The organism is Mesorhizobium sp. M6A.T.Cr.TU.017.01.1.1, assembly GCF_004023115.1.
Lineage (GTDB): Bacteria > Pseudomonadota > Alphaproteobacteria > Rhizobiales > Rhizobiaceae > Mesorhizobium > Mesorhizobium mediterraneum.
Genome location: NZ_RZTA01000079.1, coordinates 1 through 24,329, shown reverse-complemented (window position 1 = coordinate 24,329; position 24,329 = coordinate 1). Strand labels below are relative to the sequence as shown.

23 protein-coding genes and 2 pseudogenes are annotated in these 24,329 nt (G+C 62.3%); 13 read left to right on the top strand and 12 right to left on the bottom strand.

From position 1 onward, the window contains the following. Positions 1–128 precede the first annotated feature (128 nt). Positions 129–968, top strand: coding sequence for an LOG family protein (locus tag EOB36_RS22710; RefSeq protein WP_095484549.1), 840 nt, complete (start codon positions 129–131; stop codon positions 966–968). A gap of 157 nt (positions 969–1,125) precedes the next feature. Here the strand turns inward: EOB36_RS22710 and EOB36_RS22705 are convergent, their stop codons facing one another. Continuing rightward, positions 1,126–1,833, bottom strand: a complete 708-nt coding sequence (locus EOB36_RS22705; RefSeq protein ID WP_095484548.1) for a pyrimidine 5'-nucleotidase — start codon at positions 1,831–1,833, stop codon at positions 1,126–1,128. Positions 1,834–1,994: 161 nt separating this feature from the next. On the opposite strand from EOB36_RS22705, the gene EOB36_RS22700 reads away from it, so the two are divergent. The 3 genes from EOB36_RS22700 to EOB36_RS22690 all read left to right on the top strand — a co-directional run bounded on the left by EOB36_RS22700 (position 1,995) and on the right by EOB36_RS22690 (position 4,482). Next, positions 1,995–2,756, top strand: coding sequence for a GGDEF domain-containing protein (locus EOB36_RS22700; RefSeq protein ID WP_095485073.1), 762 nt, complete (start codon positions 1,995–1,997; stop codon positions 2,754–2,756). Positions 2,757–2,890: 134 nt separating this feature from the next. Further along, positions 2,891–3,046: a hypothetical protein gene (locus EOB36_RS22695; protein WP_101954462.1), complete on the top strand. Its 156-nt coding sequence runs from the start codon at positions 2,891–2,893 to the stop codon at positions 3,044–3,046. Further along, entirely contained in the window at positions 3,043–4,482 is a 1,440-nt protein-coding gene (locus EOB36_RS22690) for a GMC family oxidoreductase (RefSeq protein ID WP_095484547.1), read from the top strand. The genes EOB36_RS22695 and EOB36_RS22690 overlap by 4 nt, the downstream gene beginning before the upstream one ends. 97 nt (positions 4,483–4,579) lie before the next feature. On the opposite strand, the gene phhA is transcribed toward EOB36_RS22690, so the two are convergent. After that, the gene (gene phhA, locus EOB36_RS22685; protein WP_128285729.1) at positions 4,580–5,416 is read right to left on the bottom strand and encodes a phenylalanine 4-monooxygenase; all 837 of its coding nucleotides are present in this window, start codon (positions 5,414–5,416) and stop codon (positions 4,580–4,582) included. Between the two features lie 135 nt (positions 5,417–5,551). Between phhA and EOB36_RS22680 the strand changes: the two genes are divergently transcribed. The 3 genes and pseudogenes from EOB36_RS22680 to EOB36_RS22670 all read left to right on the top strand — a co-directional run bounded on the left by EOB36_RS22680 (position 5,552) and on the right by EOB36_RS22670 (position 8,316). Beyond that, positions 5,552–6,028, top strand: a complete 477-nt coding sequence (locus EOB36_RS22680; RefSeq protein ID WP_095485072.1) for an Lrp/AsnC family transcriptional regulator — start codon at positions 5,552–5,554, stop codon at positions 6,026–6,028. Between the two features lie 88 nt (positions 6,029–6,116). Continuing rightward, positions 6,117–7,694: pseudogene (gene bchE / locus EOB36_RS22675) on the top strand (magnesium-protoporphyrin IX monomethyl ester anaerobic oxidative cyclase). A gap of 223 nt (positions 7,695–7,917) precedes the next feature. Further along, on the top strand, positions 7,918–8,316 hold the full coding sequence (locus tag EOB36_RS22670) for a RidA family protein (RefSeq protein WP_126104051.1): 399 nt from the start codon (positions 7,918–7,920) through the stop codon (positions 8,314–8,316). Positions 8,317–8,345: 29 nt separating this feature from the next. Here EOB36_RS22670 and argB read toward each other — a convergent pair whose 3' ends face one another. Beyond that, on the bottom strand, positions 8,346–9,239 hold the full coding sequence (gene argB, locus EOB36_RS22665; protein WP_095485071.1) for an acetylglutamate kinase: 894 nt from the start codon (positions 9,237–9,239) through the stop codon (positions 8,346–8,348). 100 nt (positions 9,240–9,339) lie between these two features. Next, on the bottom strand, positions 9,340–10,836 hold the full coding sequence (locus EOB36_RS22660; protein WP_095484541.1) for an amidase: 1,497 nt from the start codon (positions 10,834–10,836) through the stop codon (positions 9,340–9,342). Positions 10,837–10,966: 130 nt separating this feature from the next. Between EOB36_RS22660 and EOB36_RS22655 the strand changes: the two genes are divergently transcribed. From EOB36_RS22655 to msrB, 4 genes are all read left to right on the top strand, one after another. Beyond that, positions 10,967–11,506 (top strand): sigma-70 family RNA polymerase sigma factor, encoded by a 540-nt coding sequence (locus EOB36_RS22655; RefSeq protein WP_095484540.1) that lies wholly within the window; start codon positions 10,967–10,969, stop codon positions 11,504–11,506. Further along, a complete protein-coding gene (locus tag EOB36_RS22650) occupies positions 11,503–12,201 on the top strand; it encodes an anti-sigma factor (RefSeq protein WP_128285736.1) in 699 nt (232 codons plus the stop codon). The genes EOB36_RS22655 and EOB36_RS22650 overlap by 4 nt, the downstream gene beginning before the upstream one ends. A 209-nt stretch (positions 12,202–12,410) precedes the next feature. Continuing rightward, positions 12,411–12,968: a fasciclin domain-containing protein gene (locus EOB36_RS22645; RefSeq protein ID WP_128285728.1), complete on the top strand. Its 558-nt coding sequence runs from the start codon at positions 12,411–12,413 to the stop codon at positions 12,966–12,968. 223 nt (positions 12,969–13,191) lie between these two features. Then, entirely contained in the window at positions 13,192–13,695 is a 504-nt protein-coding gene (gene msrB / locus EOB36_RS22640; RefSeq protein ID WP_128285727.1) for a peptide-methionine (R)-S-oxide reductase MsrB, read from the top strand. Positions 13,696–13,739: 44 nt separating this feature from the next. On the opposite strand, the pseudogene EOB36_RS22635 reads toward msrB, so the two are convergent. The 3 genes and pseudogenes from EOB36_RS22635 to EOB36_RS22625 all read right to left on the bottom strand — a co-directional run bounded on the left by EOB36_RS22635 (position 13,740) and on the right by EOB36_RS22625 (position 18,016). Then, positions 13,740–15,013 (bottom strand): annotated as a pseudogene (locus tag EOB36_RS22635) (SDR family oxidoreductase). Between the two features lie 206 nt (positions 15,014–15,219). Further along, entirely contained in the window at positions 15,220–16,812 is a 1,593-nt protein-coding gene (locus EOB36_RS22630) for a DHA2 family efflux MFS transporter permease subunit (protein ID WP_128285726.1), read from the bottom strand. A 22-nt stretch (positions 16,813–16,834) separates the two neighbouring features. After that, positions 16,835–18,016: an HlyD family secretion protein gene (locus EOB36_RS22625; RefSeq protein WP_126104044.1), complete on the bottom strand. Its 1,182-nt coding sequence runs from the start codon at positions 18,014–18,016 to the stop codon at positions 16,835–16,837. 157 nt (positions 18,017–18,173) lie between these two features. Here EOB36_RS22625 and EOB36_RS22620 point away from each other — a divergent pair, with 157 nt between their 5' ends. Further along, positions 18,174–18,893 (top strand): TetR/AcrR family transcriptional regulator, encoded by a 720-nt coding sequence (locus EOB36_RS22620; RefSeq protein ID WP_126104043.1) that lies wholly within the window; start codon positions 18,174–18,176, stop codon positions 18,891–18,893. Here the strand turns inward: EOB36_RS22620 and yihA are convergent. The 5 genes from yihA to rpmH all read right to left on the bottom strand — a co-directional run bounded on the left by yihA (position 18,890) and on the right by rpmH (position 22,788). Beyond that, complete coding sequence (yihA, locus tag EOB36_RS22615) at positions 18,890–19,549, bottom strand: ribosome biogenesis GTP-binding protein YihA/YsxC (protein WP_128285725.1); 660 nt, start codon at positions 19,547–19,549, stop codon at positions 18,890–18,892. The genes EOB36_RS22620 and yihA overlap by 4 nt on opposite strands. Beyond that, a complete protein-coding gene (locus EOB36_RS22610; RefSeq protein WP_128285724.1) occupies positions 19,546–20,184 on the bottom strand; it encodes a CatB-related O-acetyltransferase in 639 nt (212 codons plus the stop codon). The genes yihA and EOB36_RS22610 overlap by 4 nt, the downstream gene beginning before the upstream one ends. A gap of 256 nt (positions 20,185–20,440) precedes the next feature. After that, entirely contained in the window at positions 20,441–22,270 is a 1,830-nt protein-coding gene (yidC, locus tag EOB36_RS22605) for a membrane protein insertase YidC (RefSeq protein ID WP_128285723.1), read from the bottom strand. Between the two features lie 13 nt (positions 22,271–22,283). After that, complete coding sequence (gene rnpA / locus EOB36_RS22600; RefSeq protein WP_095484530.1) at positions 22,284–22,637, bottom strand: ribonuclease P protein component; 354 nt, start codon at positions 22,635–22,637, stop codon at positions 22,284–22,286. 16 nt (positions 22,638–22,653) lie between these two features. Then, positions 22,654–22,788 carry a 50S ribosomal protein L34 gene (gene rpmH / locus EOB36_RS22595; protein WP_008833937.1) on the bottom strand — a complete coding sequence of 45 codons (135 nt, stop codon included), beginning with the start codon at positions 22,786–22,788 and terminating at the stop codon, positions 22,654–22,656. 292 nt (positions 22,789–23,080) lie between these two features. Here rpmH and EOB36_RS22585 point away from each other — a divergent pair. Beyond that, a partial coding sequence (locus tag EOB36_RS22585; RefSeq protein ID WP_164897586.1) for a HAMP domain-containing sensor histidine kinase occupies positions 23,081–24,329 on the top strand: 1,249 nt, incomplete at its 3' end.

The window sequence follows — 24,329 nt, the reverse complement described above, 5'->3', positions numbered from 1 at the left end:
ACCAAGCTGTTAAGGGGCCACGCCTTAACCTGTTTTGAAAGTCGCCGGACCCTATGTGAAGGCTTGGTGAGGGTCAATCGCGGCTGCGCCACGGGACGGCGCAAGTGAATAATTGGACGGTAGGTAACATGACTCCTATGGAAAAGGCGGGGTGGACGCCGCTGCCGCATTCGGACGAGGATCTGGAGCGTTCGAAAAGCGTGCCGGATACGCCGCAGACGCGCGCCGAAACCTACCGGTTGGCCTGGAACGATCCCGACTTCATGACACGGCGCGAACTGCGCGCGGTCAGGCTACAGCTCGAACTGTTGAAGCCGGAGATGATCCTGGCCGAGCGCGGCATCCGCTCGACCGTCATCCTATTCGGTGGCGCGCGCATCCCCGAGCCGGGCGGAGAAGCCTGGGCGGCCAAGAACGAGACGCAGAAGAAGAACCTTGAGAAAAACAGCAAATATTATGAGGAAGCGCGAAAATTCGCCCGCCTCTGCTCGCAGCAGTCGGCCACCTCGTATTATCGCGAATTCGTCGTGGTGACCGGCGGCGGACCCGGCGTCATGGAAGCCGGCAACCGCGGCGCCGACGATGTCGGCGCACCGTCGATCGGCCTCAACATCGTGTTGCCGCACGAGCAGGCGCCGAATGCCTATGTGACGCCGGAGCTCTGTTTCAACTTCCACTATTTCGCGGTCCGCAAGATGCATTTCGTCATGCGCGCCAAGGCTGTCGCGGTGTTTCCGGGCGGCTTCGGCACGATGGACGAATTCTTCGAGACGCTGACCCTGATCCAGACCGGCCGCATGGAGCGCGTGCCGGTGATCCTGTTCGGCAAGGCTTTCTGGAAAAGGGCGATCGACCTCGATTTCCTCGCCGAGCAAGGCACGATCACCCCCGGCGACCAGGACATCATCGATTTCGTCGACACCGCCGACGAGGCCTGGGGGATTATCAGCCGTTTCTACAAGCTCTGAGACCTCGCTGCGGACCCACGGGTCAACCCCGAGGGCATGCTTTTGGCGACATGCACTAGAGCAATTCTAGGAAAAGTGCGGAGCGGTTTTCCGTTCGGAATTGCGTAAAAACAAATAATTAGAGCGGTTCGGCGTTTCCGTGAAACGATGAAGTGCTCTAGGCTGGGACTTCGACGATCGCAGTAAGGAATTCGGCAAGATCGTCGGTGACGAAATCCACGTCGTCCTCGTTGGCCGGGTCACGTTCCCAGATTTCCGAGAAGGTCGGCTCGAAGTTGCGCGGCACGACCAGCACCGTGGTCATGCCCAGCGATTTCGGCACGGACAGGTTGCGGGCCAAGTCCTCGAACATCACCGCATTGTGGCCGGTGACGGCGTGGAGTTCCGCAAACTTCTCGTAGGTCCGGCGCGCCGGCTTGGGGTTCAGTCCGGCGGCGACGATATCGAAGATGTCGTCGAAATGGTCGAGGATGCCGAGTTGGCGCGCGGTGCGTTCGGCATGCCTGCGGTCGCCATTGGTGAAGATGAACTTGCGGCCGGGAAGCTGGCGAATGGCGGTGCCGAGAACGGGATCGGGAACCAGCCAGGAATAGTCGATGTCGTGGACCTTCTCGAGAAAGTCGTCGGGATCGATGCCGTGGCGCGCCATCAGGCCGTTCAGCGTCGTGCCGTATTCCCTATAGAGTTCCTTCTGCAGCTTGCGGGCATCGTCGCGCGGCAGCGTCAGCAGCTCTCCGACATAGGCGGTCATCTTCACGTCGATCTGCGAGAACAGGTTCGAATGGTGCGGATAGAGCGTGTTGTCGAGGTCGAACACCCAGTCGGTGACATGGGCAAAGCGGGCGGGATCCGGGAGTGTGGTCATGCAATCCTTATGGCACGAAACATTGCTTTTGGCAGAGGCTTTATCCACAACTTATGCGGGTTGCGGGCGGCGAAAATGACGCCATGATTCAAATTTTAGGCATCGCAGAAAGGTGGCATTCAGGGCTTGCTGGCACACAGACGGTCGAGGGGGAGCCAGCGATGAGCCGCATATTTCTGAAGTCTGCCGCCGTCGCTTTCGCCTCCCTCGCGGTCTCGCTTTTGTTGACGCTGATCGTCGTCCCGGCAATGGGCTTTCCGTTCAACCGCACGATGTGGCTGACGTGCACGGTCTGCCCGCTCGCGCTTGCCTGGATTGCTAGCGCTTATACATTCTGGCAGGGCGAGAGGCTGAAAGGCGCCCATCGCGATCTCGCCCGCGCTCATGCCCAACTCGCCGCCGCGCATCGGCGCCTGTCGGAAAAGGCGAGCCGCGACGACATGACCGGGATGCTCAACCGCGAGAGCTTCTTTGCGGCGCTCGACGCCTCCCGGCGGAAATCCGATCGCGGTGCGTTGCTGATCATCGATGCCGACCACTTCAAGATCATCAACGACAGCTACGGCCATCTGACCGGCGACGACGCGCTGCTCCTCATTGCAAGCGCGATCGAGCGCGGCGTGCGCAGCGGAGACGTGATCGGCCGCATCGGCGGCGAGGAATTCGGCGCGTTCCTGATCGGCGCCACCGAGCAGGAAGCCAAACGCGTCGCCGAGCGCATTCGCCGTGAAGTCGAGCTGATCCGCTTCCGTCCCGTTGATGAGCGGATCATACCCCTCACCGTCAGCATCGGTGGCGTCACCTGCGGCGAGGGCGCCGCCGTATCGGATCTGATGCGTGCCGCCGACCGGCGCCTTTACCAGGCCAAGCACCGCGGCCGCAATCTGACCATCCTGGACACGGACATTTCCGAAGCGGCTTGAGCGGTCCCGCCGGGCCGTTTACACGGCTTAAGCAAGTGTGCGGCTAGGTTTGGCACGGAATTGGCTTCTCTTGGCGAGCATGTGACGTTCTGGGAACGCCATGCGTGGATAAAGGCCCCATCGAGAGACGTGTCATGAGTTTCTTCACAAAGAAAATGTCGCGCCGCACGATCATGCAGGCGCTGATCGCGTTGCCGGCCCTGTCGCTGTTCCGCAAGCTGCCCGATGCCGATCCGGACGCAATCGTCGAGATCAATGGTTGGATCCTCAAAAGGAGCGATCTGGCGTGATCTTCGACAGCTACGAGGCATTTCCCGCGGTGAATTTCACCGCCAAGGTATGCATTCTCGGCTCTGGGCCAGCCGGCACCACGATCGCCAGGAAGCTTGGCGCGGCCGGCATTCCGGTTGTGGTGCTGGAGGCCGGCTCCCGTGAGTTCAGCGATGATTCGCAGGATTTCTACCGCGGCGCCACGGTCGGCGATCCCTATTTCGATCTCGACATCACCCGGCTGCGCTTCATGGGCGGCAGCTCCAATCACTGGGCCGGCTGGTGCCGCGTGCTCGACAGCCAAGATTTCGAGCCCAAGGCCTGGGCGCCGGATACCGGCTGGCCTATCAGCCGTGCCGACATCGAGCCCTACCTGCCTGAAGTCCACGATATCCTCGAACTTCCCGATTTCCGGCCGGATGTGCCGATCTCGGACGACATTCGCTGGGTGCAACTGATCAAAAGCCCGGCCGTGCGCTTCGGCGAAAAATTCGCCGAAGAGCTCGACAAGAGCAGGAACGTCGCCGTGGTGCTCAACACCTATGCCACCGAGCTTGCCGGCGATGGCAAACGAGTGACCGGCGCCAAATTGTGGTCGAACGGCCAGGATGCCGGTTCCTTCACCGCCGACTATTTCATCGTCTGCACCGGCGGCTTGGAAAACTCGCGGCTGCTGCTGTGGTCGAACCAGCGCTCGAATGGCGGCGTGGTGCCGAAAGCGACGGCGCTCGGCCGCTACTGGATGGAGCATCCGACCTTCGAGGGCGGCAATGCCATCCTCGCCGACTATAGCGCGTTCGAGGTCGACGCCACCAACGAGGCCTTCTTCTCGCCGACGCTTGCCGCCATGGAGCGCCTTGAGATCATGAATTTCGGGATCAGGCTGATCGAGACGCCGTACCCCGGGGTCAAACGCGTCATCGCCGACCTCGCCTGCACGGCGCCCGAGATGGCCGAATGGGTGTCCTATCAGCTCAGCCAGGACCTGCGCTGCGCCGCCCAGCTCTATGTCACCTGGGAACAGGCGCCGCTGGCCTCGAACCGGATTCAGTTGTCGAAAGCCGATGTCGACCATGCCGGCGTGCCGCGCATCGAGCTGCACTGGAAAAAGTCGGAGCTGGAGCGCCGCACGCTTCTCGAGGGCTTGAGGCTGTTTGGGACGACGCTCGTCCAGAAGGATCTCGGCCGGGTGCGCATCGCCGACTGGCTCACCAATGGCGGGGACTATCCGACGAATGAGGAGCTGGCCGGCCACCACCATATGGGCGGCACCCGTATGGGCACGGATGTGATCAAGAGCGTGGTCGACGCCAACTCAAAGGTGCATGGCATGGACAATCTCTATGTCGGCGGCTCTTCGGTGTTCTGCACGTCCGGCGAATGCAACCCGACGACGACGATCGTCGCATTGGCCTGCCGGCTGGGCGATCACCTCAGCAAAGTCATCGGCGTATAGAAGCCGGCTCAGCCGGCCGGCCGAGGGATCGTCATCGCAGTCCACCGCCAACAACGCCCGCGCCGGTCGGCTGCGAGCGTCCGAGCCTGCCCAGCGTTTAAAGTTTCGCCGGGTCGAGCGCCGGTTTGCCCTTGTGGCGTTCGACAATCGCTGCCATCTCGGCGACATCCTGGAATCCATCGCGCAAAACGTCGAAGGATGGCAGCACGAAATAGGCGCGTTGGAACTTGTCGATCTCGTAGCTGGTGCGCATCACCGTTTCCAGATCGAAGGGGACATGGTGCGCGTCCTTGCTTTCAATCGCGAATTGAAGTTCCGCAAAGGACGACATCAGCCCGGCGCCGAAAGCCTTCAGCGGTTGGCCGGCTTCCTGTATCAGCCCGTATTCGACGGTGTACCAGTAAAGGCGGCTGATCATCTCGTCGCCGCCAAGCGCGATCAGGTCCTCCGCTTTCTCCCCATACATCTGCATGAAATCGGCAAAGACCGGCTGCGTCAGTGCAGGCACGTGGCCGAAGAAGTCGTGGAACATGTCCGGCTCGACGATGTAGTCGAGCTCTTGTTTCGTCCGCAGCCAGTTGGTCACCGGGAAGCGCCGGCTGGCGAGGTGGACGAAGAAGGCTGGTGCGGGAATGAGGCCCGGCACGGCGACGATTTCCCAACCGGTAAGCTTGCGCAGTTTTTCGCTGACCACATCGAAATCCGGAATCTTGTCTAGCAGGCCCAGCGTGGCGACGCCGTCGAGATAGGACCGGTGTGCCAGCTTTTTGGTCAGCTTCGTCTGGCGGTCGCACAGTGTGCGCCACACCGCCTGCTCGTCGGCGGTGTAGTTGTAGCTCTGCTCGACGGTGAAATCGGAACGGCAGACCGAATAGTCGCCGCGAAGGCCTTGCGCCGCGCATTCGCGGGCGTAGTCGGCAACGTTGATCGTCATGGCTGTTCTCCCTGGAAATCACGACTAACATCGTAAAAATCTAGCCGGATCCGGTGAGGCAAATCCGCTTTGATGATGGCTCGAATACGCGATTTGAGGTAAAAGCCACCACAGCAAAGCTGTAGGAGAGTGAAAGTGCCTCAATTTGACGATTTTGAGATCAAGATGCTCGATATCTTGCAACGTGACGGACGCAAGCCTGTGTCCGAACTGGCCCAGGAGATCGGCCTGTCGACGACGCCATGCGCGCGCCGCTTCGAGGCTCTTCAGAGCGCCGGCATCATCAAGGGCTTTGCTGCTGTGCTCAGCCGCCGCGCCGTCGGCCTGCTGGTCGAGGTGTTCATTCAGGTGCGCCTCGTAACCCACAGCGACGGTTCGCCCGAAACCTTTATCGCTGCCGTGCAGCGCATGGACGAGGTGTCGTCGTGCTGGACGATGACCGGCGACTACGATTTCCTGCTGCATGTGATGGTGCCGTCGGTCGACGAGCTCAACGCCTTCGTCATGCACCGGCTGATGCGGCTCGACGGCGTGCGCGACGTCCACACGCAGCTTGTGCTGCAGAACATCAAGGGGCCGGGCCACGTGCCGCTCGGGCACCTCAGGCGATGAGCCTGTATCTCGGCAAATGCATTTCTGCGGAAAAGCTGCACGGAAACTGCTGAACCGGGCCAGCTGCAGGCCCAGATCGACGACCAGGATGACCGGACCGCCATTGCAAAAGGTCCTTCATGAAAATCGTCCTATCAATCCGCCGCATACCGCCATCGGCAGCCGCGTGCCCGACGACCATTTGCCGCCGCTCGGCCTGCTCGCATTGGGCGGCCCGCTGATCGACGCTGGCCATGAGGTGCGGCTCGTCGATGCCGAGTTCGGGCCGATGCTGCTTGCCGCAGCCGTGCAAGACGCCTTGAGCGGTCATCCCGATTGCATTTTGATCGGCCATTCCGGTTAGACATCGGCGCATCCGACAGCCCTGGAGATCGCACGAATGGTCAAGCACATCGACCCGGCGACGATGGTGATCTATGGCGGCGTGTTCCCCACCTATCACTGGCGCGACATACTTGCCGAAACGGACGTCTTCGACTTCATCGTGCGCGGCGAAGGCGAGGCGACCATCGTCGCGTTGGTTGAGGCGCTGGAAAGGCGCCGGCCGCTGTCTGGCGTGGCGGGCATCGCCTTTCGCGACGATTTGCGCCGTCCCTTTGCCACCAAGCCGGCAAGCACGATCGCCGACCTCGATGAATACCGCATCGGCTGGGACCTGATCGATATCAGTCGTTACAGTTATTGGGGCGGCAAGCGCGCGGTGGTCATGCAGTTTTCTCGAGGCTGCCCGCATCTGTGCAATTATTGCGGCCAGCGCGGTTTCTGGACGCGATGGCGGCATCGCGACCCGGTGAAGTTCGCGCAAGAGATCGCTTGGCTGCACCGCGAGCATGGCGTCGAGCTGATCAACCTTGCCGACGAGAATCCGACCTCGTCCAAAAAAGCCTGGCGCGCCTTTCTCGATGCGATGATCGCCGAGAACGTGCCGGTCCTGATCGTCGGCTCAACCCGCGCAGATGACATTGTTCGTGATGCCGACAGCCTGCATCTCTACCGCAAGGCAGGCGTCATCCGTTGGCTGCTGGGCATGGAAAACACCGATGAGAAGACGCTTGCGTTGATCCGCAAGGGAGGCAGCACCTCGTCCGACCGCGAGGCGATCCGGTTGCTGCGCCTCAATGGCATACTGTCGATGGCGACCTGGGTCGCCGGTTTCGAGGATGAGCGCTTTCGCGATCTCTGGCGCGGCTTCCGCCAGCTCATCGCCTATGATCCGGACCAGATCCAGGCGCTCTATGTCACCCCGCACCGCTGGACGCCGTTCTTCAGGATGGCCAGGGACCGCAAGGTGATCCAGCTGGACGCCCGCCTGTGGGACTACAAGCATCAAGTGCTGCAGATGACCCGACTGAAGCCTTGGATGCTGTTCTTCAGCGTCAAGCTGATCGAACTGGCGGTGCAGTCGCGGCCGAAGGCACTGGCGCGCATCCTGTTCCACAAGGACCCGGAACAGCGCCATTCGATGCGCTGGTACACGCAGATGGGCCGCCGCGTCTGGTTCCGCGAGGTCTGGGGCTTTCTCGCCCGCGACCGCCGCCTGAAGGACGGTCCGACACTGGCCGAATTCTGGGGCGCGCCGCAGGACGAGGAAGAGGAATCGATGGTGTTCGGGCACCCGGCGCGCAAGCTGACACCGCCCGGGATCGCGATTTCGCCGAGCGCCTGATCAGCTCTGGGCAATCTCCTAAAAACATACGCAACGTATGCGTATTGATATACGGAGCGTATGTACCCACTTCGGGGAGACGGGGGTATGTCACAACCGCCCGGAAACCGGAGCGCAGCGATCCAAAACCCTGCAGCCTTGCGAGCGGCTCTCGCCCTTCTCGGCGAAGCCACATCGCGATCGTCGGGAGGTCTGGCCTGCCTTGTCTAGATGGAGTGAAACAATGACCAAACGCGATGCGATCTTCCCTGCCGGTCGGCAGGCCCTCTACGAGATCAACCGCTATTCGGCGGCGATCCGCTCGGGCGACTTTCTGTTCGTCTCAGGCCAAGTCGGCAGCCGCGAGGACGGGTCGCCCGAGCCGGTCTTTGCAAAGCAGGTCCAGCTTGCCTTCGACAATCTCGCGGCAGTGTTGAAGGCCGCCGGCTGCACCTTCGACGATATCGTTGACGTCACCACATTCCACACCGACCCGGCCACACAGTGGGAGGCGATCAACGCCGTTCGGCTGAAGGCGATCGGAGAACCGCCCTACCCGAACTGGACCGCGGTGGGCGTGAACTGGCTGGCTGGCTTCGATTTTGAAATAAAAGTCATCGCGCGCCTTCCTCAGCCCAGCTAATCGACTGGCGGCGCGACCAAGGCCGCCGCTTATGGCACGATCAGCGTGCCGGCGCCGTGCTCGGTGAACAGCTCGAGCAGCACCGAATGCGGCGTCTTGCCGTTGAGGATGACGACGCCTTCGACGCCGCGCTCGATCGCCTCGATGCAGGTCTCGACCTTGGGGATCATGCCGCCCGACACCGTGCCGTCCTTGATCAAGGCCTTTGCCTCGGTCACGGTCAGCTCGTCGATCAGCTTCTTGTTCTTGTCGAGCACGCCGGGCACGTCGGTGAGGAACAACAGGCGTGTCGCCTGGCAGGCGCCGGCAATCGCGCCGGCAAAGGTGTCGGCGTTGATGTTGTACGTGTGGCCGTCGCGGCCCGGCGCCACCGGCGCCAGCACCGGGATCATTTCGGATCGTGCCAGAAGGTCGAGCAATGTGCGGTCGACCTCGACCGGCTCGCCGACGAAGCCGAGATCAAGCACGCGCTCGATGTTGGAGTCCGGGTCGATCATGGTCTTGCGCGCCTTTTCGGCGAAAACCATGTTGCCGTCCTTGCCGCACAGGCCGATCGCCCACTCGCCCTCGGCATTGATCAGCGCGACGATCTCCTTGTTGATCGAGCCGGCCAGCACCATCTCGACGATCTCGACCGTCTTCTGGTCGGTGACACGCAATCCGCCCTCGAACTTCGATTCGATGCCCATCTTGCTCAGCATGGCGCCGATCTGCGGCCCGCCGCCATGGACGACGATCGGATTGACGCCGGATTGTTTGAGCAGCGCGATGTCGCGGGCGAAGGCCTTGCCGAGCGCAATATCGCCCATGGCATGGCCGCCATATTTCACCACCACCGTCTTGTTCTCGTAGCGCTGCATATAAGGCAGCGCCCTCGAAAGCAGCGCGGCCTGCATTTCGGCGGTGGCGGCGACGTCCGTCATCGGCATTGTTCCCAGCTTGAAATGATCGGCGGCGTCTTAGCGGGAATTGCGGCGGGGCGCAAACGGCGTTGCTGTGACATCAGGTGAAATCGGCCTGCTTCTATGCTGGCATTCGCAGCGGCGCCCGCCGCGCCTGCCATCCCGAAATCTTTTCCATTTGCGCAGCGAGGGACAGAAGCGTCTCTTCGTCGCCGGGCCGGCCGGCGGCCTGGATGCCGACCGGCAGGCCGGCATCGGTGACATGGACAGGCAGCGTGATCGACGGCTGACCGCTGACGTTCTGGATCGCCGGCCAGTGGGTGAACCACAGGCTCTTGTCCATCAACTGCCCAAACAGCGGCTTGAATATCAGCAGCCGGGCGAGGCGCAGCCTGTCGAGCACGTCCTCTATGAACGCATCTGCGCCTTTCGGGTCCATGGCGCCGCAGGCGAGTGGCGGATGGGCAATAACAGGCATCAGCACGGCATCGTATTGCGCGGTCTCGGTGATCAGGCGGCGCGATACGGCATGCAGCCGCTGCAGGCCGGCATAGGTCTCGCCGGCCGAGACGATCTCGCCGAAGCGGCTCATCAGACGCGTGGCGCGCTCGACGTCGCCTGAGACGGAGCGTCCGACACGCAACGCTTCAGCGCGCATCGTACCGGCCACCGCCGCGGCGACAATCTTGCAGAAATCGGCCATGAAATCACGATCGATATAGGGCAGGTCGATCTCCTCGATCGTATGGCCGCCTTCGCGCGCCAACGCCACGGCCGTGTCCAGCGCCGTCAGCGTCTCGACCGATATCGGCAGGCCGAGCGGCGATTTCCGGTAGACGGCAAGTTTCAGCTTGCCGGGGTCACGCGCTGCTGCGGCAGCGAAAGTTCCTTTCGGCGGCGGCGCCGCATAGGGCGCCATCGGATCGGGTCCGTGAGTCAGGTCGAGCAGCAAGGCCGAATCCCGGACCGAGCGGGCAAGCGCGTGGTCGACGACCAGGCCGTACCAGCTTTCGGTGACGAGCGGTGACAGCGGCACGCGGCCGCGCGAGGTTTTCAGCCCGACCAGCCCGGTGCAGGCGGCGGGAACGCGGATCGAGCCGCCGCCATCCGAAGCATGCGCCACCGGAACGACGCCGGCCGCGACTAGCGCCGCCGCCCCTCCAGACGAGCCGCCGCTGGTATGCGCCGTGTTCCACGGATTGCGGGTGATGCCGAAAGCGGCGGATTCGGTCATCAGCCTCAGCCCATGTTCGGGCGAGGTGCTGGTGGCGATCGGGACAAGGCCAGCGGCCAGATGGCGTTCAGTCATCACCGAGTCGAAATCGGCAACGAAAGCCGGAATGCGGCTGCCGCCATGCGTCGGCACGCCTTTCATGGCGATGCCGAGATCCTTCAGCGCAAAAGGCACGCCGGCCAGCGGCAGCTTGCGGTCGATGGTTTTCGTCCGCGTCCGCGCCGCCTCGTAAAGCGGCTCGGCGATGGCGTTGATGTCCGGGCGGGTGGCCTCGGCCCGCGCAATCGCCGCATCGACGAGCTCCTGCGGTGTGATCTCGCCCTTGCGCACCAGGCTGGCAAGCCCGGTTGCGTCGTGCTCCCACAAGACCTGTTCAACCGACATTGCCGCTCTCCCCGCTATGAGAAGGCTAGCGGTTGCGGATTTTCTTGGCAATCGAAGTCCACGACGCTCCCGGTGCACAAGAACGCTTCCGCCGTTGCAAATACATTGCAATTGCCTAATTTGGCAGCCGATGACGCCGCGGGACATCAGCAACCTGATCGTTCGGACTTCGATGAAGGACCGGGCTGCGTTCGATCTGCTCTACCGGCAGACCAGCGCGAAACTTTTCGGCGTCTGCCTTCGTGTATTGAAGGACCGGGGAGAGGCAGAAGAGGCGCTGCAGGAGGTCTTCGTCAAGATATGGACGAAGGCGGATCGTTTCGCCGTCTCGGATCTAAGCCCGATTTCCTGGCTGGTGGCCATTGCGCGCAATCATGCGATCGATCGCATCAGGGCGCGGCGAGAGCCTGCCGCCTATATCGATGCTGCGCTCGAGGTGGCCGATCCGGCGCCGGGACCAGAGGCTGCGGCTGTTGCGGGCGGTGAATCCGAGCGCATCTATCGTTGTCTCGACGAATTGGAAAAGGACCGGGCGGCGGCCGTCCGGGGCGCCTATCTGGACGGCGAAAGCTATGCCGAACTGGCGGCACGCCACGACGTGCCGCTGAACACGATGCGGACCTGGCTGCGGCGCAGCCTGTTGAAGCTCAGAGAGTGTCTGGAAAGATGACGCTGGAAGAGGATAACGGACCGGAACCTGGGGGCGACGACCTGTTCGCCGCCGAATATGTTCTTGGCGTGCTGGCCGCGGACGAACGCGAGATTGCGTCACGCCGCATCGACGCGGACGCCTCTTTTGCGCGCCTTGTCGATGCATGGGAGGCGCATCTTTCGCCTATCGCAGGCGCCTATCCGGAGACAGAGCCTCCGATCAGGGTCAAGGAGGCAATAGATCGCCAGCTGTTCGTAGCAGAGCCTCGCGCCGGCCTCTGGTCGAGCCTTGCCTTCTGGCGCGGTCTTGCCGCAGCTTCCGTCGTGGCGCTGGCGATCACCATCGCCGTGCCTTACCTCAACCCGCCGGTCGAACAGCCGCGGCTTGTCGCCTCGCTGGCCGCTGACGGCAGCGACGTCAGATATCTTGCCGTCTATGACGCCGCCCATCGCGAGGTCGGCCTGTCGCATGTCTCGGGCGAGCGTGCCGCCGGCAAGGATTTCGAGCTGTGGATGATCGAGGGCAAGAATGCGCCGGTCTCGATGGGCGTCATCCCGGCCGGTCAGACCGCGCATATGACCATCTCGCCGGCCGTTCAGGAAAAGCTTGCGCAGGGCGCCGTGCTTGCGGTTAGCCTCGAGCCGGCCGGTGGTTCGCCGACCGGTCAGCCGACCGGCCCCGTGGTCGCTGCGGGCGATTTGAAGAGCATCTGATCGCATCTGTCTTCTCGCTCTTACGAGAAGATTTTAATCTATCTCCTATGGTTGAATGAGCTTATGAACATACAACCGAGCATGGACCTGCTCTGAATCGCCGTTATGAAAGGTAAGATTTTCTCCGGAGCGACGAAACTCACGCACTTATCTCCCGTATCTCCTTGCGCCCCCAAAGAGGGGAAAGATAAACTGAGGAGATTGACATAATGCGTAAATCCGCCACCCTTTTGCTTGCCGGAACGGTCGCCGTCTCCGCGCTCGCCACCGCCGCCTATGCCCAGAATCCGATGGTCGGCGGCGCCGCCATGTATGCAACCAAGAACATCGTCGAGAACGCCGTCAATTCGAAAGATCACACGACACTGGTCGCGGCCGTCAAGGCCGGTGGTCTCGTCGAGACGCTGCAGAGTGCCGGTCCCTTCACCGTGTTCGCGCCAACCAACGAGGCGTTTGCCGCGCTTCCGGCCGGCACGGTCGACACGCTGCTCAAGCCCGAAAACAAAGACAAGCTGGTCAAGATTCTGACCTGCCACGTCATCGCTGCCAAGGCGCTGGCCGCCGACGTCACCAAGATGGTCATGGACGATGGCGGTGCGCACAAGGCCAAGACGGCCGGTGGCTGCGAGCTGACGCTCAAGGCCGATGGCGGCAAGGTCACGGTGACCGACGAGAACGGCAATGTCGCCAATGTGACGATTGCCGATGTCGAGCAGTCGAACGGCGTCATCCACGTCATCGACAAGGTTCTTATGCCGAAGATGTAACGAAGGGCCTGCTGCCAGCGAAGATATGGGCGAGGCTCCATGCCGATAGCGTGGGTTCCGCTTGCGTGACCCGCGCAATCGACAAGCGTACACTCCGCGCCGTCCCCCGCCCTCCAAGCGTGGGGCCCGGTGCGGAGTATCCGTTTTCAGGAGCTAGCCGTCACCGGCTTTTGATTTCCGTATGACGGTCGAATTTGGCAGACGGATAACAGGAGAAATGATCATGAACCGTCGCGATCTTCTTTTGAGCGGTGCGGCTGCCATCGGGGTGGCTGCAGGTGCCGCAGTGCTGTTGCGCATGGGCAGACCGCAGGATGCGGGGGCGGCCGAAACCTTCGAGGTCACCAAGACCGAGGCCGAGTGGCGCGCCGTGCTGTCTGACGCGGCTTTCAATGTGCTGCGCAAGGAAGGCACCGAATATCCGGGCACCAGCCCGCTGCTCAACGAGCACCGCAAGGGCATCTTCGCCTGCGCCGGCTGCGACCTGCCGCTCTATTCGTCCGAGACGAAGTTCGATTCCGGCACCGGCTGGCCAAGCTTCTGGCAGGAGATTCCCAATGCCGTCGGCAAGACCGTGGACAGGTCTCTCGGCATGACCCGCACCGAGGTCCATTGCCGCCGCTGCGGCGGCCATCTCGGCCATGTCTTCGACGACGGGCCGCCGCCAACCGGCTTGCGCCATTGCATCAATGGCGTTGCCCTGGCCTTCAAGCCGGCCACGGCCTGACGGCTTGAATTCGAGCGCGACCGCCGTCAGCGTTCATTCAGCCATCAGCGTTCATCCAGAATGGCGAGGGCCGCGAGCGTCAGCAGAATCGACGGAACCACCTTGACGAGGGGGCCGGATCGAGCCAAAGCACAGGTTCGGTGAACGTTGCGGCAAGCAGATAGACAAACGTCAGGAAAAGCATGCCGATCAGCGCGCGTCTTGCCCAGGGTCGGAAAAGAACCGCAAGCCCGAGCATGATGTCGGCGAGACATGTCGCGACCACCATGATGCCTGCAAGGCGATCGGGCAGAAAGGCGAGATGGCTTTGCGCCGCCTCGAATGTGAGGAACGGCGCGAGGCCGGAAGTTAGCCAGAAAAGCGCCAGGATCATAATGATTGGCGACTTCAGCAGATAGAGGCGGGCGAACCAGAGATCCTGGACGCCCGAAGGGACGGCGGCGAGCGTCTCGGCCGTCGACGACAGGCGCGGGCGGTGGTCATGTGGTCGCCGGTTTTCAATGCCACCTGACATGACTGCCATGGCGGTAGAGCGGAGCGGCGAACGCCAACCAAGCCTGCCGGCCATGTCGGCGAACCATGTCACCGGCCGAGCGACCGCCGATGGCATGGAAATCACCGGCGCGGCAGGAAGGCCGAGCCAGCTGCGATGCAATAGGACGAGTTCTCTGAGCGTGAGCCTTTCGTCGCTGCCAAGAGCGACGTCGGATCCGGCTGGCAGCGTGTCCTGGATGGCCGCGCTGACGGCGCTGGCGACATCGTCGAGTGCGACCGTCGTAACGAGGCTTTCAGCGTAAACCAGCGGAATGACCATGGGAAAGGCTGCGAGAGCCCTTAGCAATGCGGATCCGCCATGCGCGTTGCGGCCGAGCACAAGCGCCGGACGCAGAATGACATGGCGTACGCCACTTGCCACGAGAGCCGTGTCCGCTCGCCTTTTGGTGCTGAGAAAAGGAATGTCGCGGTCAGCGGTTTCCGTTTCCGCCGATATCTGAATGATCAGCAGCCTCTGGTCGCGCGCCGCCTCATAGAGGGCGAGCATCGCCCGTTCCTGGGTGGCACTCAGATCGTCTGAGAGCCCATCCTGAAGCGCGCCGGCGCAATTGACGACAACCTGCTGCTCATCCAGCACGTGCTGCCAGCTGACGCCCTGCGTCATGCCGGCGAGATCGGCCTTCAGCCAGCGAACGAACGGCATCTTCAACGAGGCACGCGCGATATCACGCCCAAGCCCCGTGACCTGATGGCCTTCGTCCGCGAGTTTCCTTGCGACGGCGGAACCGATGAAACCGGTCGCGCCGAGAATCAGGATATTCATCCCGGAACTTTAGCCCAAACCATCTAATGCATGTCGCCCAAAAGTGGCAGCGGTTTTGGGGGAACGACATGCAAAGACCTAAAGCCCGGCGCGTGGTTCCCATCACACGCGACGCGCCTACTGCCTTTTAAGATTTTGCGCATGACCCCGAAAATTGCTTTTCGGGGTCATGCGCGAGGATGCCGGGCGGGGGGTCCCGGCGCTCCTCAGTGTCCGCCACCACCGCCACCGGCCGCGGCAGGTTTGCGGATGAACAGGGTGAAGAGTCCCAGCGTGGCGAACAACACGGTCAGCATGAAGAACACGTCCATGAAAGACAGCAGCGACGCCTGCTGCTGGACCATGCCTGATAGTTTGGAGATCGCCGCCTTGGAGGCGTCAAGTCCGGCAGTCTGCTCGAAGTTGAGCGTCATGTTCTGCAGCTTTTCCTGTGCTGCGGCACTGCCCCATTGCACGTGCTCTGAGAGCCTTGCGTAGTGGAAGGCGTTGCGGTCGATCAGCACCGTGTTGATGACGGCAAGGCCAACCGCGCCGCCGAGATTGCGGGTCAGGTTGAACAGGCCCGACGCGTTCTTCAACCGCTCGGGCGGCAAGGTTCCGAGCGCGATGTTGTTGATCGGCACCATGCACAGCATCATCGAGCAGCCGCGCAGGATCTGCGGGATCAGCAGCTCATAAAAATCCCAGTCGGCGGTGAGATGCGTCATCCACCAGGTCCCCGTGGCGAAGCCGAAGAAGCCGATCATCATCATCAGACGCGGGTCCATCTTGTTCGACAGGATGCCGGAAATCGGGGCGGTGAAGAACATGGCCAGGCCGCTGACGAACAGCGCCTCGCCGATCATCAGGGAATCGTAGCCGCGGATGCGCCCGAGGAACACGGGATAAAGATAGGTCAGCCCGTAGAGGCCGATGCCGACGACGAAGGAGAACAACGAGCCGAAAGCGAAGTTGACGTTGGTGAAGGCCTTCAGGTCGACAATCGGCTCCTCGGCTGTAAAAGCGCGCCAGAAGAACAGCGCCGCGCCGACGGTCATGATGGTGGCGCAGATGAACACCGCCTGATCCTGCAGCCAGTCGTTGTTAGGACCTTCTTCCAGCACATATTCCATGCAGCCCAGGAAGGCCGCCATGCCGGCAAGGCCCCACCAGTCGAACTTGCTGAACAGCTTGAGATTGGGCTTGTCGAAGTCGATCAGCGACCAGGCGGCTGTCGTCACCAGAATGCCGGGCACGATGTTGACGAGGAACAGCCAGTGCCAGGACATGGCGTGACTGATATAGCCGCCGACAGTCGGGCCGATGGTCGGCGCCAGCGTCGCCACCAGGCCGATCATCGGCGAAACGATGGCGCGGCGCGACGGCGGGAAGATGGTGAAGGCGGCTGCAAAGACGCTCGGGATCATGCCGCCGCCGATGAAGCCCTGCACGGCGCGGTAGACGATCATCTGGTCGATATTGGTTGCGGTCGCGGCAAGAGCGCTTGCCGCAGTGAAGCCTGCCGCCGAGATCGTGAACAGCACCCGCGTCGACAGCATCCGGCTGAGGAAGCCGGACAGCGGGATCATGACCACCTCGGCGATCAGATAGGCGGTCTGCACCCACGGGATTTCGTCGGAGCTGGCGCTCAAGCCCGCCTGGATCTCGGCCAGCGAGGCCGAGACGATCTGGATGTCCAGGATCGCCATGAACATGCCGAACACCATCGCCAAGAAAGCGATGACGCGCCGTGTGGAAATGGTGTCAGGCGTAGCCGGCCTCGCCGGCGGCGATCCTGCCGTCACGGTTGCCGTTGCCATGGCATTGCTCCCAAGCGGCCGCTCAGTTCGACGCGGCCGGCGCTGTGCGGCTGTCGACGGCGACGACGACGCTGAGGCCGGCGCGCAGCTTGCCGGTCTTCAGCACGTCGGCCGGCACGTCGATGCGAACCGGCACACGTTGCACGACCTTGGTGAAGTTGCCGGTGGCGTTTTCCGGCGGCAGCAGCGAGAACACCGCGCCGGAGGCCGGTGCCAGCGACGACACCGTGCCTTCAAAGTCGTGACCGTCGATAGCGTCGACCGAAATCCTGACCTTTTCGCCAGGCACCAGCCGGGCAAGCTGGGTTTCCTTGAAATTTGCGACGATATAGAGCTTGTCCATCGGCACGATAACGGCGAGCTTCTGTCCAGGGCTGATCAGGTCGCCCTGCTCGACCGAGCGGTTGCCGACCACACCGTCATAGGGCGCGCGCAGCACGGTGAAGGACAGGTCCCGCGCGGCCTTGTCCCGGGCAAGCTGCAGCGACGCCAGTGTGCTTGCCGTCTCCGCGCGCTGCGCCTGAAGCACACCGATATTGGCCTGCGCCGCTGCGATCTGGGCGTCGGCGCCGACAAGGGCGGCATTGGCCTGCTCGACCGCGGTCTGGGCATCATCCAGTTGAGCTTGGGTGCCGACACGCGTCTTGAGCAATTGGGCGGCGCGCGCTTGAGCTCGCGCCGCATTGTTGGCGGCTGCCTGGTCGGCGGTCTTCTGCGCCCGCGCCTGCTCGAGCGATGCGCGCGCCGCCTCGGTCTGGGCGTCGATACGGTCGAGCGTCTTGCTCAAGGTGGCGATCTGCGCCTCGGCCTGGGCGACCGCTATTTTATAGTCGCCATTGTCGACGACCAGCAGAGGGTCGCCGGCCTTGACCTGCTGGTTCTCGGTCACCTTGACCTGATCGACATAGCCGGAAATTTTCGGCGAGATGAACGCCATGTCGGCCTGGACATAGGCATCGTCGGTTGAGATCATGAAACGCCCGTCGGTCCAGTAGTCGTAGCCATACCAGGCGCCTGCGCCCAGCAATCCAAGCGCGATGATGGGCAACAGAAAGGAGCGTGCCGAACGTTTCTTTTTGGCCGGCGTCTCGGCCGGAGGACTTATTGCGGGCTCGGTCGGTGCGGTCGGCGCTTCGGTCGCTGGCGCAATCTTGGCGTTGGGGAAAGGACGGACTTCGGCGGTGGGGGTCGCGTTCGAGGACATGGAATCTCTCTGGGTCTCTGGAGACTGGGCATTCTCTCTGGAAAATCAGTCAGACTGAACCGTTCGGTGCGATGTGAACATTGACTTAGCGCGGAGAGAGGCCCATATCAAGGGTGATCGAACCGATCGGTTCGAATATTTTTCGAGGTGTGACGTTATGACCGAAGCCGACAAGGACCAGTGCGATCTGCTGGATGGCCTGCGTCGCGGCCGTCCGGCGGCGGGGCAAGACCCGGTCAAGCGCAGCCAGATCATCGAAGGCGCGCGCCGTGTCTTCATCGACAAGGGTTTTGAAGCGGCGTCGATGAACGACATCACCCGCGAGGCCGGCGTTTCCAAGGGCACGATCTATGTCTATTTCGCCAACAAGGAAGAGCTGTTCGAAGCACTGATCGAGGAAGAACGCGGCACGATCTTCAAGAACATGTACGATATGCTCGACCGCGCCGACGACCTTCGCGAGACGCTGGTGAAGTTCGGCAAGGTGCTGTCCCTCAAGATCACGTCGGCCAAGGTCATCCAGGCGCAGCGCACGGTAATCGGCGCGTCCGACAGGATTCCCGAACTTGGCGCGCGTTTTTATGAACGCGGCCCGAAACGCGGCCACGACAAGGTCGTTGCTTTTCTCAATGCCGCCATCGAGCGCGGCCTGCTGCGGATCGACGATGTCGATCTTGCCGCCTATCAGTTCACTGAGCTGTGCCTTGCTGGCCTTTTCCGCCAGTGCATATTCGCCTACCGCACCAAAGCCCCGAGCCAGGAAGAAATCGACCACATCGTCAGGTCGGGCGTCGGCATGTTCCTGAAAGCTTACGGCACCGAAACGCTTGCCACGGAAGAAAGCACCCAGACGATTGCACTAGAGGCAAAGTCCTAGCCGCCATTGGCTGCCAGCACGATCGCCGCGCGCAATTCCTCGAGGCCCTCGCTCTTTTCCGACGACGTGGCGAGAACGAACGGAAACGCGGCCGGCCGCTTCTTGATCTTCGCAAGCGTCTCTTCGATCAATCGCGGCACGCCGGCCGCCTTGATCTTGTCGGTCTTGGTCAGCACGACCTGGTAGGACACCGCCGCCTTGTCGAGCAGCGACAGCACCTCATCGTCCTTGGCCTTGATGCCGTGGCGGGCGTCGATCAGCACGTAGACGCGCTTCAGCGTGACGCGGCCCTTGAGATAGTCGAATACGAGTTTCGTCCAGTCGTCGACCTTTTCCTTGGGCGCGGTGGCGTAGCCGTAGCCCGGCATGTCGACCAGCGCCATCGGCGGCAGATCGGCGCCTTCGCCGGAAAATCCACCCGGAACGAAATAGTTGAGTTCCTGCGTCCGCCCCGGCGTGTTGGATGTCCGCGCCAGCCCCTTCTGGTTGACCAGCGCGTTGATCAGCGACGATTTGCCGACATTCGAGCGGCCGGCAAAGGCGATCTCCGGCGGTCCTTCCGGCGGCAGGAATTTCATTGCCGGCACGCCGCGGATGAAGATCCACGGCCGCGTGAACAGCTCGATGCCGATCACGGTCTTGTTCAACGCGTTCAAACCGCTGCCTCCAGAAGAGAAATATCGGCGCCACGAATGGCATTGAGGTTGCGGCTGATCTTTTCCACCGGCCAGTCCCACCACGCCGCCGCCAAAAGCCGCCAGATGGTCCTGTCGTCGAAGCGCATCTTCACCACCTTGGCCGCATTGCCGGCGACGATCGCATAGGGTGGCACGTCATGCGTCACCACCGATTTTGCCGCAACGATGGCGCCATGGCCGATCGTCACGCCGGGCAGGATCACCGCTTCCATGCCGATCCATACATCATTGCCGAGCACTGTGTCGCCGCGCAATTCCTTCGACCAGGTCGCCGGGTCGAAACCCTCTTCCCAGCCATGACCGAAGATGTTGAACGGATAGGTCGAAAAGCCGAACATGGCATGGTTGGCGCCGTTCATGATGAAGCGGGCGCCCTCGGCGATGGCGCAGAACTTGCCGATGATCAGCCGGTCGCCGATGAACGGATAATGATGCAGCACGCATCGCTCGGCGAATTTGTCTGGTCCGTCCGGATCGTCATAATAAGTGAAGTCGCCGATCTCGATGTTCGGCGCCGTGACCAGCCCCTTCAGGAATCCGACGCGGGTATGCATCGGGATCGGGTGCTTGATGTTGGGGTTGGGTCCGATCATGGTCTGGCTCCATCGGCGAAACAAACGGGCAAGGTCAAAATAGCGCGATCCGCCCGGCAGCACCAACCGCGTGCGCAGCGGATCATCCTTACCTGTTCATCGAGGGAGCGCTCCTGAAACGAGAGCGACTTATAGGGATGTGTCACGGCGGCGTCTACCGCCGGGCCGACTGGTTTCGCCGTTCGGCGGCGGCTCGGCTTGTGCGAAAAAGCCCCGGAACCGGGGCTTTCCTTGATTCGCAAAGAGAGGGCGCCGGCTACTCCGCCGGCGACGGTTTCTTCCGGAAAAGCGCTACCAGATTGTCCCACAGTTCGATCTTGGCGCCCTGCCGCTTCATGATCACGCCTTGCTGGATGATCGAAAGCAAATTGTTCCAGGCCCAGTAGATGACCAGGCCGGCCGGGAAGCCTGCCATCATGAAGGTGAAGATGACAGGCATCCAGGTGAAGATCATGGCCTGCGTCGGGTCCGGCGGCGTCGGGTTCATGCGCATCTGCAGGAACATGGTCACGCCCATGATCAGCGGCCAAACGCCGACCATCAACATATGCGGCAAGGTGATCGGGATGAGGCCGAACAGGTTGAAGATCGAGGTCGGGTCGGGCGCCGCCAGATCCTGGATCCAGCCGAAGAACGGTGCGTGCCGCATCTCGATGGTGATGTAGAGCACCTTGTAGAGCGCGAAGAAGACCGGGATCTGCAGCGCCACCGGCCAACAGCCGGCGAGCGGATTGATCTTCTCGGTCTTGTAGAGCTCCATCATCGCCTGTTGCTGCTTCATCTTGTCGTCCGCGTATTTCTCGCGGATCTCAAGCATCTTTGGCTGCACCTTCTTCATGTTCGCCATCGACGCGTAGGATTTGTTGGCAAGCGGGTAGAAGACGGCCTTGACGACGACGGTGGTGGCGAGGATGGCCAGACCGAAATTGCCGAAGAATTTGTACATCGTGTCGATCAGGTAGAACATCGGCTTGGTGATCCAGATGAACCATCCCCAGTCGATCAAACGGTCGAACAGCCTGATATGACGATCTTGCGCATAGGCGTTGACCTTGGCGACTTCCTTGGCGCCGGCGAAGATCTCGGTCTCTACCGTCGCCGATTGGCCGGCATCAACATTGATCGGGTCGGTGAGGAAGTCGGCCTGGTAGCGAGGGCGGCCGTCCTCGAAATAGGCGTAGCGCGGCTGGAACGGCTGCTTCTCGGTCGGCACCAGCGTCACCGCCCAGTATTTGTCGGTGATGCCCAGCCAGCCATCGGTCGACTTGCCCGGTGTGAACTGCTTGTCCTCCTCGACGGCCGCGTATTTGTGTTCCTGCAGCCCTTCCGTGCCGGTGACGCCGATCAGCCCCTCATGCAGCACATAGATGCTGGCAACGGCAGGCTTGTCGAAGCGGGTGACACGGCCGTAATTCGACAGGGTAACGGCGGTCGAACCCGAATTCTGCACCGTGTCCGAAACAGTGAACATGTAGTCGCTGTCGACGGAGAAGGTGCGCTTGAAGGTCAGGCCCTTGTCGTTGGTGAAGGTCAGCGTGACCGGCGTCGCCGGCGTCAGCGTCGCATTGCCGTCGACGGTCCACGCCGTTTCCGGCCCCGGCACCGCGCCGGTCTTGTCGCTGCCGACAAAGCCGATCTCGGCATAGTAGCCGGTAGGCAGCGCCGCCGGGTTGAGCAGCTCGATCTCGGGCGAGTTCTTGTCGACCGTCGTCGTGTAGTGCTTGAGCCTGAGGTCGTCGAGACGGGCGCCGGTGAGATTGATCGAGCCCTCCAGGCTGGGTGTGTCGATCTTGACGCGCGGGGTCGACGCCAGCGCCTGCTCGCGGCCGGCCGGCGTCGTGCCGTCGGTTCCCGGTGCGTTGGGGCCTGCTGCATTGGGAATGGCGCCTTGCGGCGGCACCGGCGTTTCGCTACCGCCCGGACTGGTGGCTTGGGCCGCCTTCTTCTGCTCCGCTACCCGCTGTTCTTCGATGCGGGCCTTCTCGCGCTGTGCCTCGCTCTGCGGCAGCACGTAAAAATACTGCCAAAGCGACAGGATCAGCACCGACAGCGCGATGGTGATGAAGAAGTTCCGGTTGTTTTCCATCGAAAGCCTTGGCCTATCGTGTTCCGCGCAATCGGCGGGAGAGTTCGGCCTTCAATTGGCCGAACGGAGTGGTAAGCACGTCTTCGCGCCCGACGATGACATAGTCATTGCCAGGCGCCATGTCACCCGCGGCATGGGTGCGCACGGCTTCCCTCAGCCGCCGCCGGATGCGGTTGCGCACGACTGCGTTGCCGACCTTCTTGGTGACCGTGTAGCCGACGCGAGGCGCCTCTGCGTCGCTGCGGTCCAGAACCTCGACGAGAAAAAGCCGCCCGCGGCGCTTTTCGCCACGCCGGACAGCCAGGAATTCCGCGCGCTTCAGAAGCCGCTTGGGATGTGCTCCCACTGGCTTGCCGGTTGCGGGCAACGATCTCGTCTTCCGTTCAGGCGCTGAGCCGCTTGCGACCGCGGTTGCGGCGGGCTGCGACGACGCCACGACCACCCTTGGTGGCCATGCGGGCACGAAAACCGTGCCGACGTTTGCGGACGAGTTTGGACGGTTGGTAGGTACGCTTCATTTGTTTTAATACCGCGGGGTGCGGCCCTTCTTGATTCTGTCACTCTGTAACAGGAGCTTTGCCGGGTCGGTTTTGGCGCGATCGAAACCGCGCCGGGACGAATGGCCCGAGCGTGAGCGGGCTTATAGAAAGAAGGGTTTTGGAAGTCAATCCGGCGCCGTCATGGCCGATGACTGAAGTGATGGCCGAACTCTGGGCGGTCTTATCCCGTATTGGGACGAAGGATGAAATTGGCAAAAAAGCCGCAATGGCCTAATCTTGGCTGATCAAGTGATCGTGAAGAAAAAGCAGCATGAGTGAAATCCCATCCGCGGACGAAGGGACCGACCGGGCGACGGCCGCCGCCCGGACCGTGCCTTTGTCGCGTGGATTGTCGACAAAGCTCCTGCTGCTCACGATCGTCTTCGTGCTTCTGGCCGAGGTCCTTATCTTTCTGCCCTGGATCGCCAGCTACCGAATGAGTTGGCTGAAGGAAAGGCTGAGCACCGCCGCGGCGGTCTCGATCGTGCTGGTGCAGGGAGAGCCAGCCTCGCTGTCGCGCGCCGCGCAGAACGACGTGCTGACGGCGATCGGCGCCAAGGCGATCGCCGTGCGCGACGGCGGCGTCTCGCGCCTTCTGGTCGTGGCTGAAATGCCGCCGCACGTCGACGAGCATATTGACATCGCCAATGTCGGCCTGGTCCAGGGCATGACCAGTGCTTTGGACACGCTGTTTTTCGGTGGCGAGCGGATGCTGCGCGTTTTCGGGCCGGTCGGCGACAGCGACAAGGAATTCGAGCTGATCATGCCCGACTACAGCCTGCGCAATGCCATGCTCATCTATTCGCGCAACGTCGCCTTCGTCTCGCTGCTGATCTCGCTGTTCACCGCCATGCTGGTCTATGCCGCTATCGACCTGATCATGATCGGTCCGATCCGGACGATGACGCGTTCGATGCTGGCCTTCTCCGAGGCGCCCGACGATCCCGGGCGGATCATCCACCCTGCCGCCCGCGCCGACGAAATCGGCGTTGCAGAGCGCGAGCTCTCGCAGATGCAGGAGCGGCTCCAGAAGATGCTCTCCGAGCAGAAGCATCTTGCCGACCTCGGTCTCGCCGTGTCGAAGATCAATCACGACATGCGCAACATCCTGGCGTCGGCGCAGCTGATGTCGGACCGCTTGCGTCAGGTCAAGGACCCGACCGTGCAGGCCTTCGCGCCGAAACTGCTGCGCGCGCTCGATCGTGCCGTATCCTATTCGGAAGGTGTGCTTTCTTATGGCCGCACCCAGGAGCCGCCGCCTTCGCGCCGCAGGCTCAGGCTGCGCCAGCTGGTCGACGACGTCCACGGCCTGCTCGACACCGAAGGCGGCATCGAATTCGTCAACGCCGTCGATCTGGCTTTCGAGGTGGATGCCGATTCCGATCAGCTCTTTCGCGTGCTCACCAATCTTTGCCGCAACGCCGTGCAGGCGATGGCGGCGGACGCGGAAAGCGCGGTGGTGCGCCGGTTGGCGGTGTCGGCAGAGCGCGTCGGCAGCGTCAGCCGTATCACCGTCACCG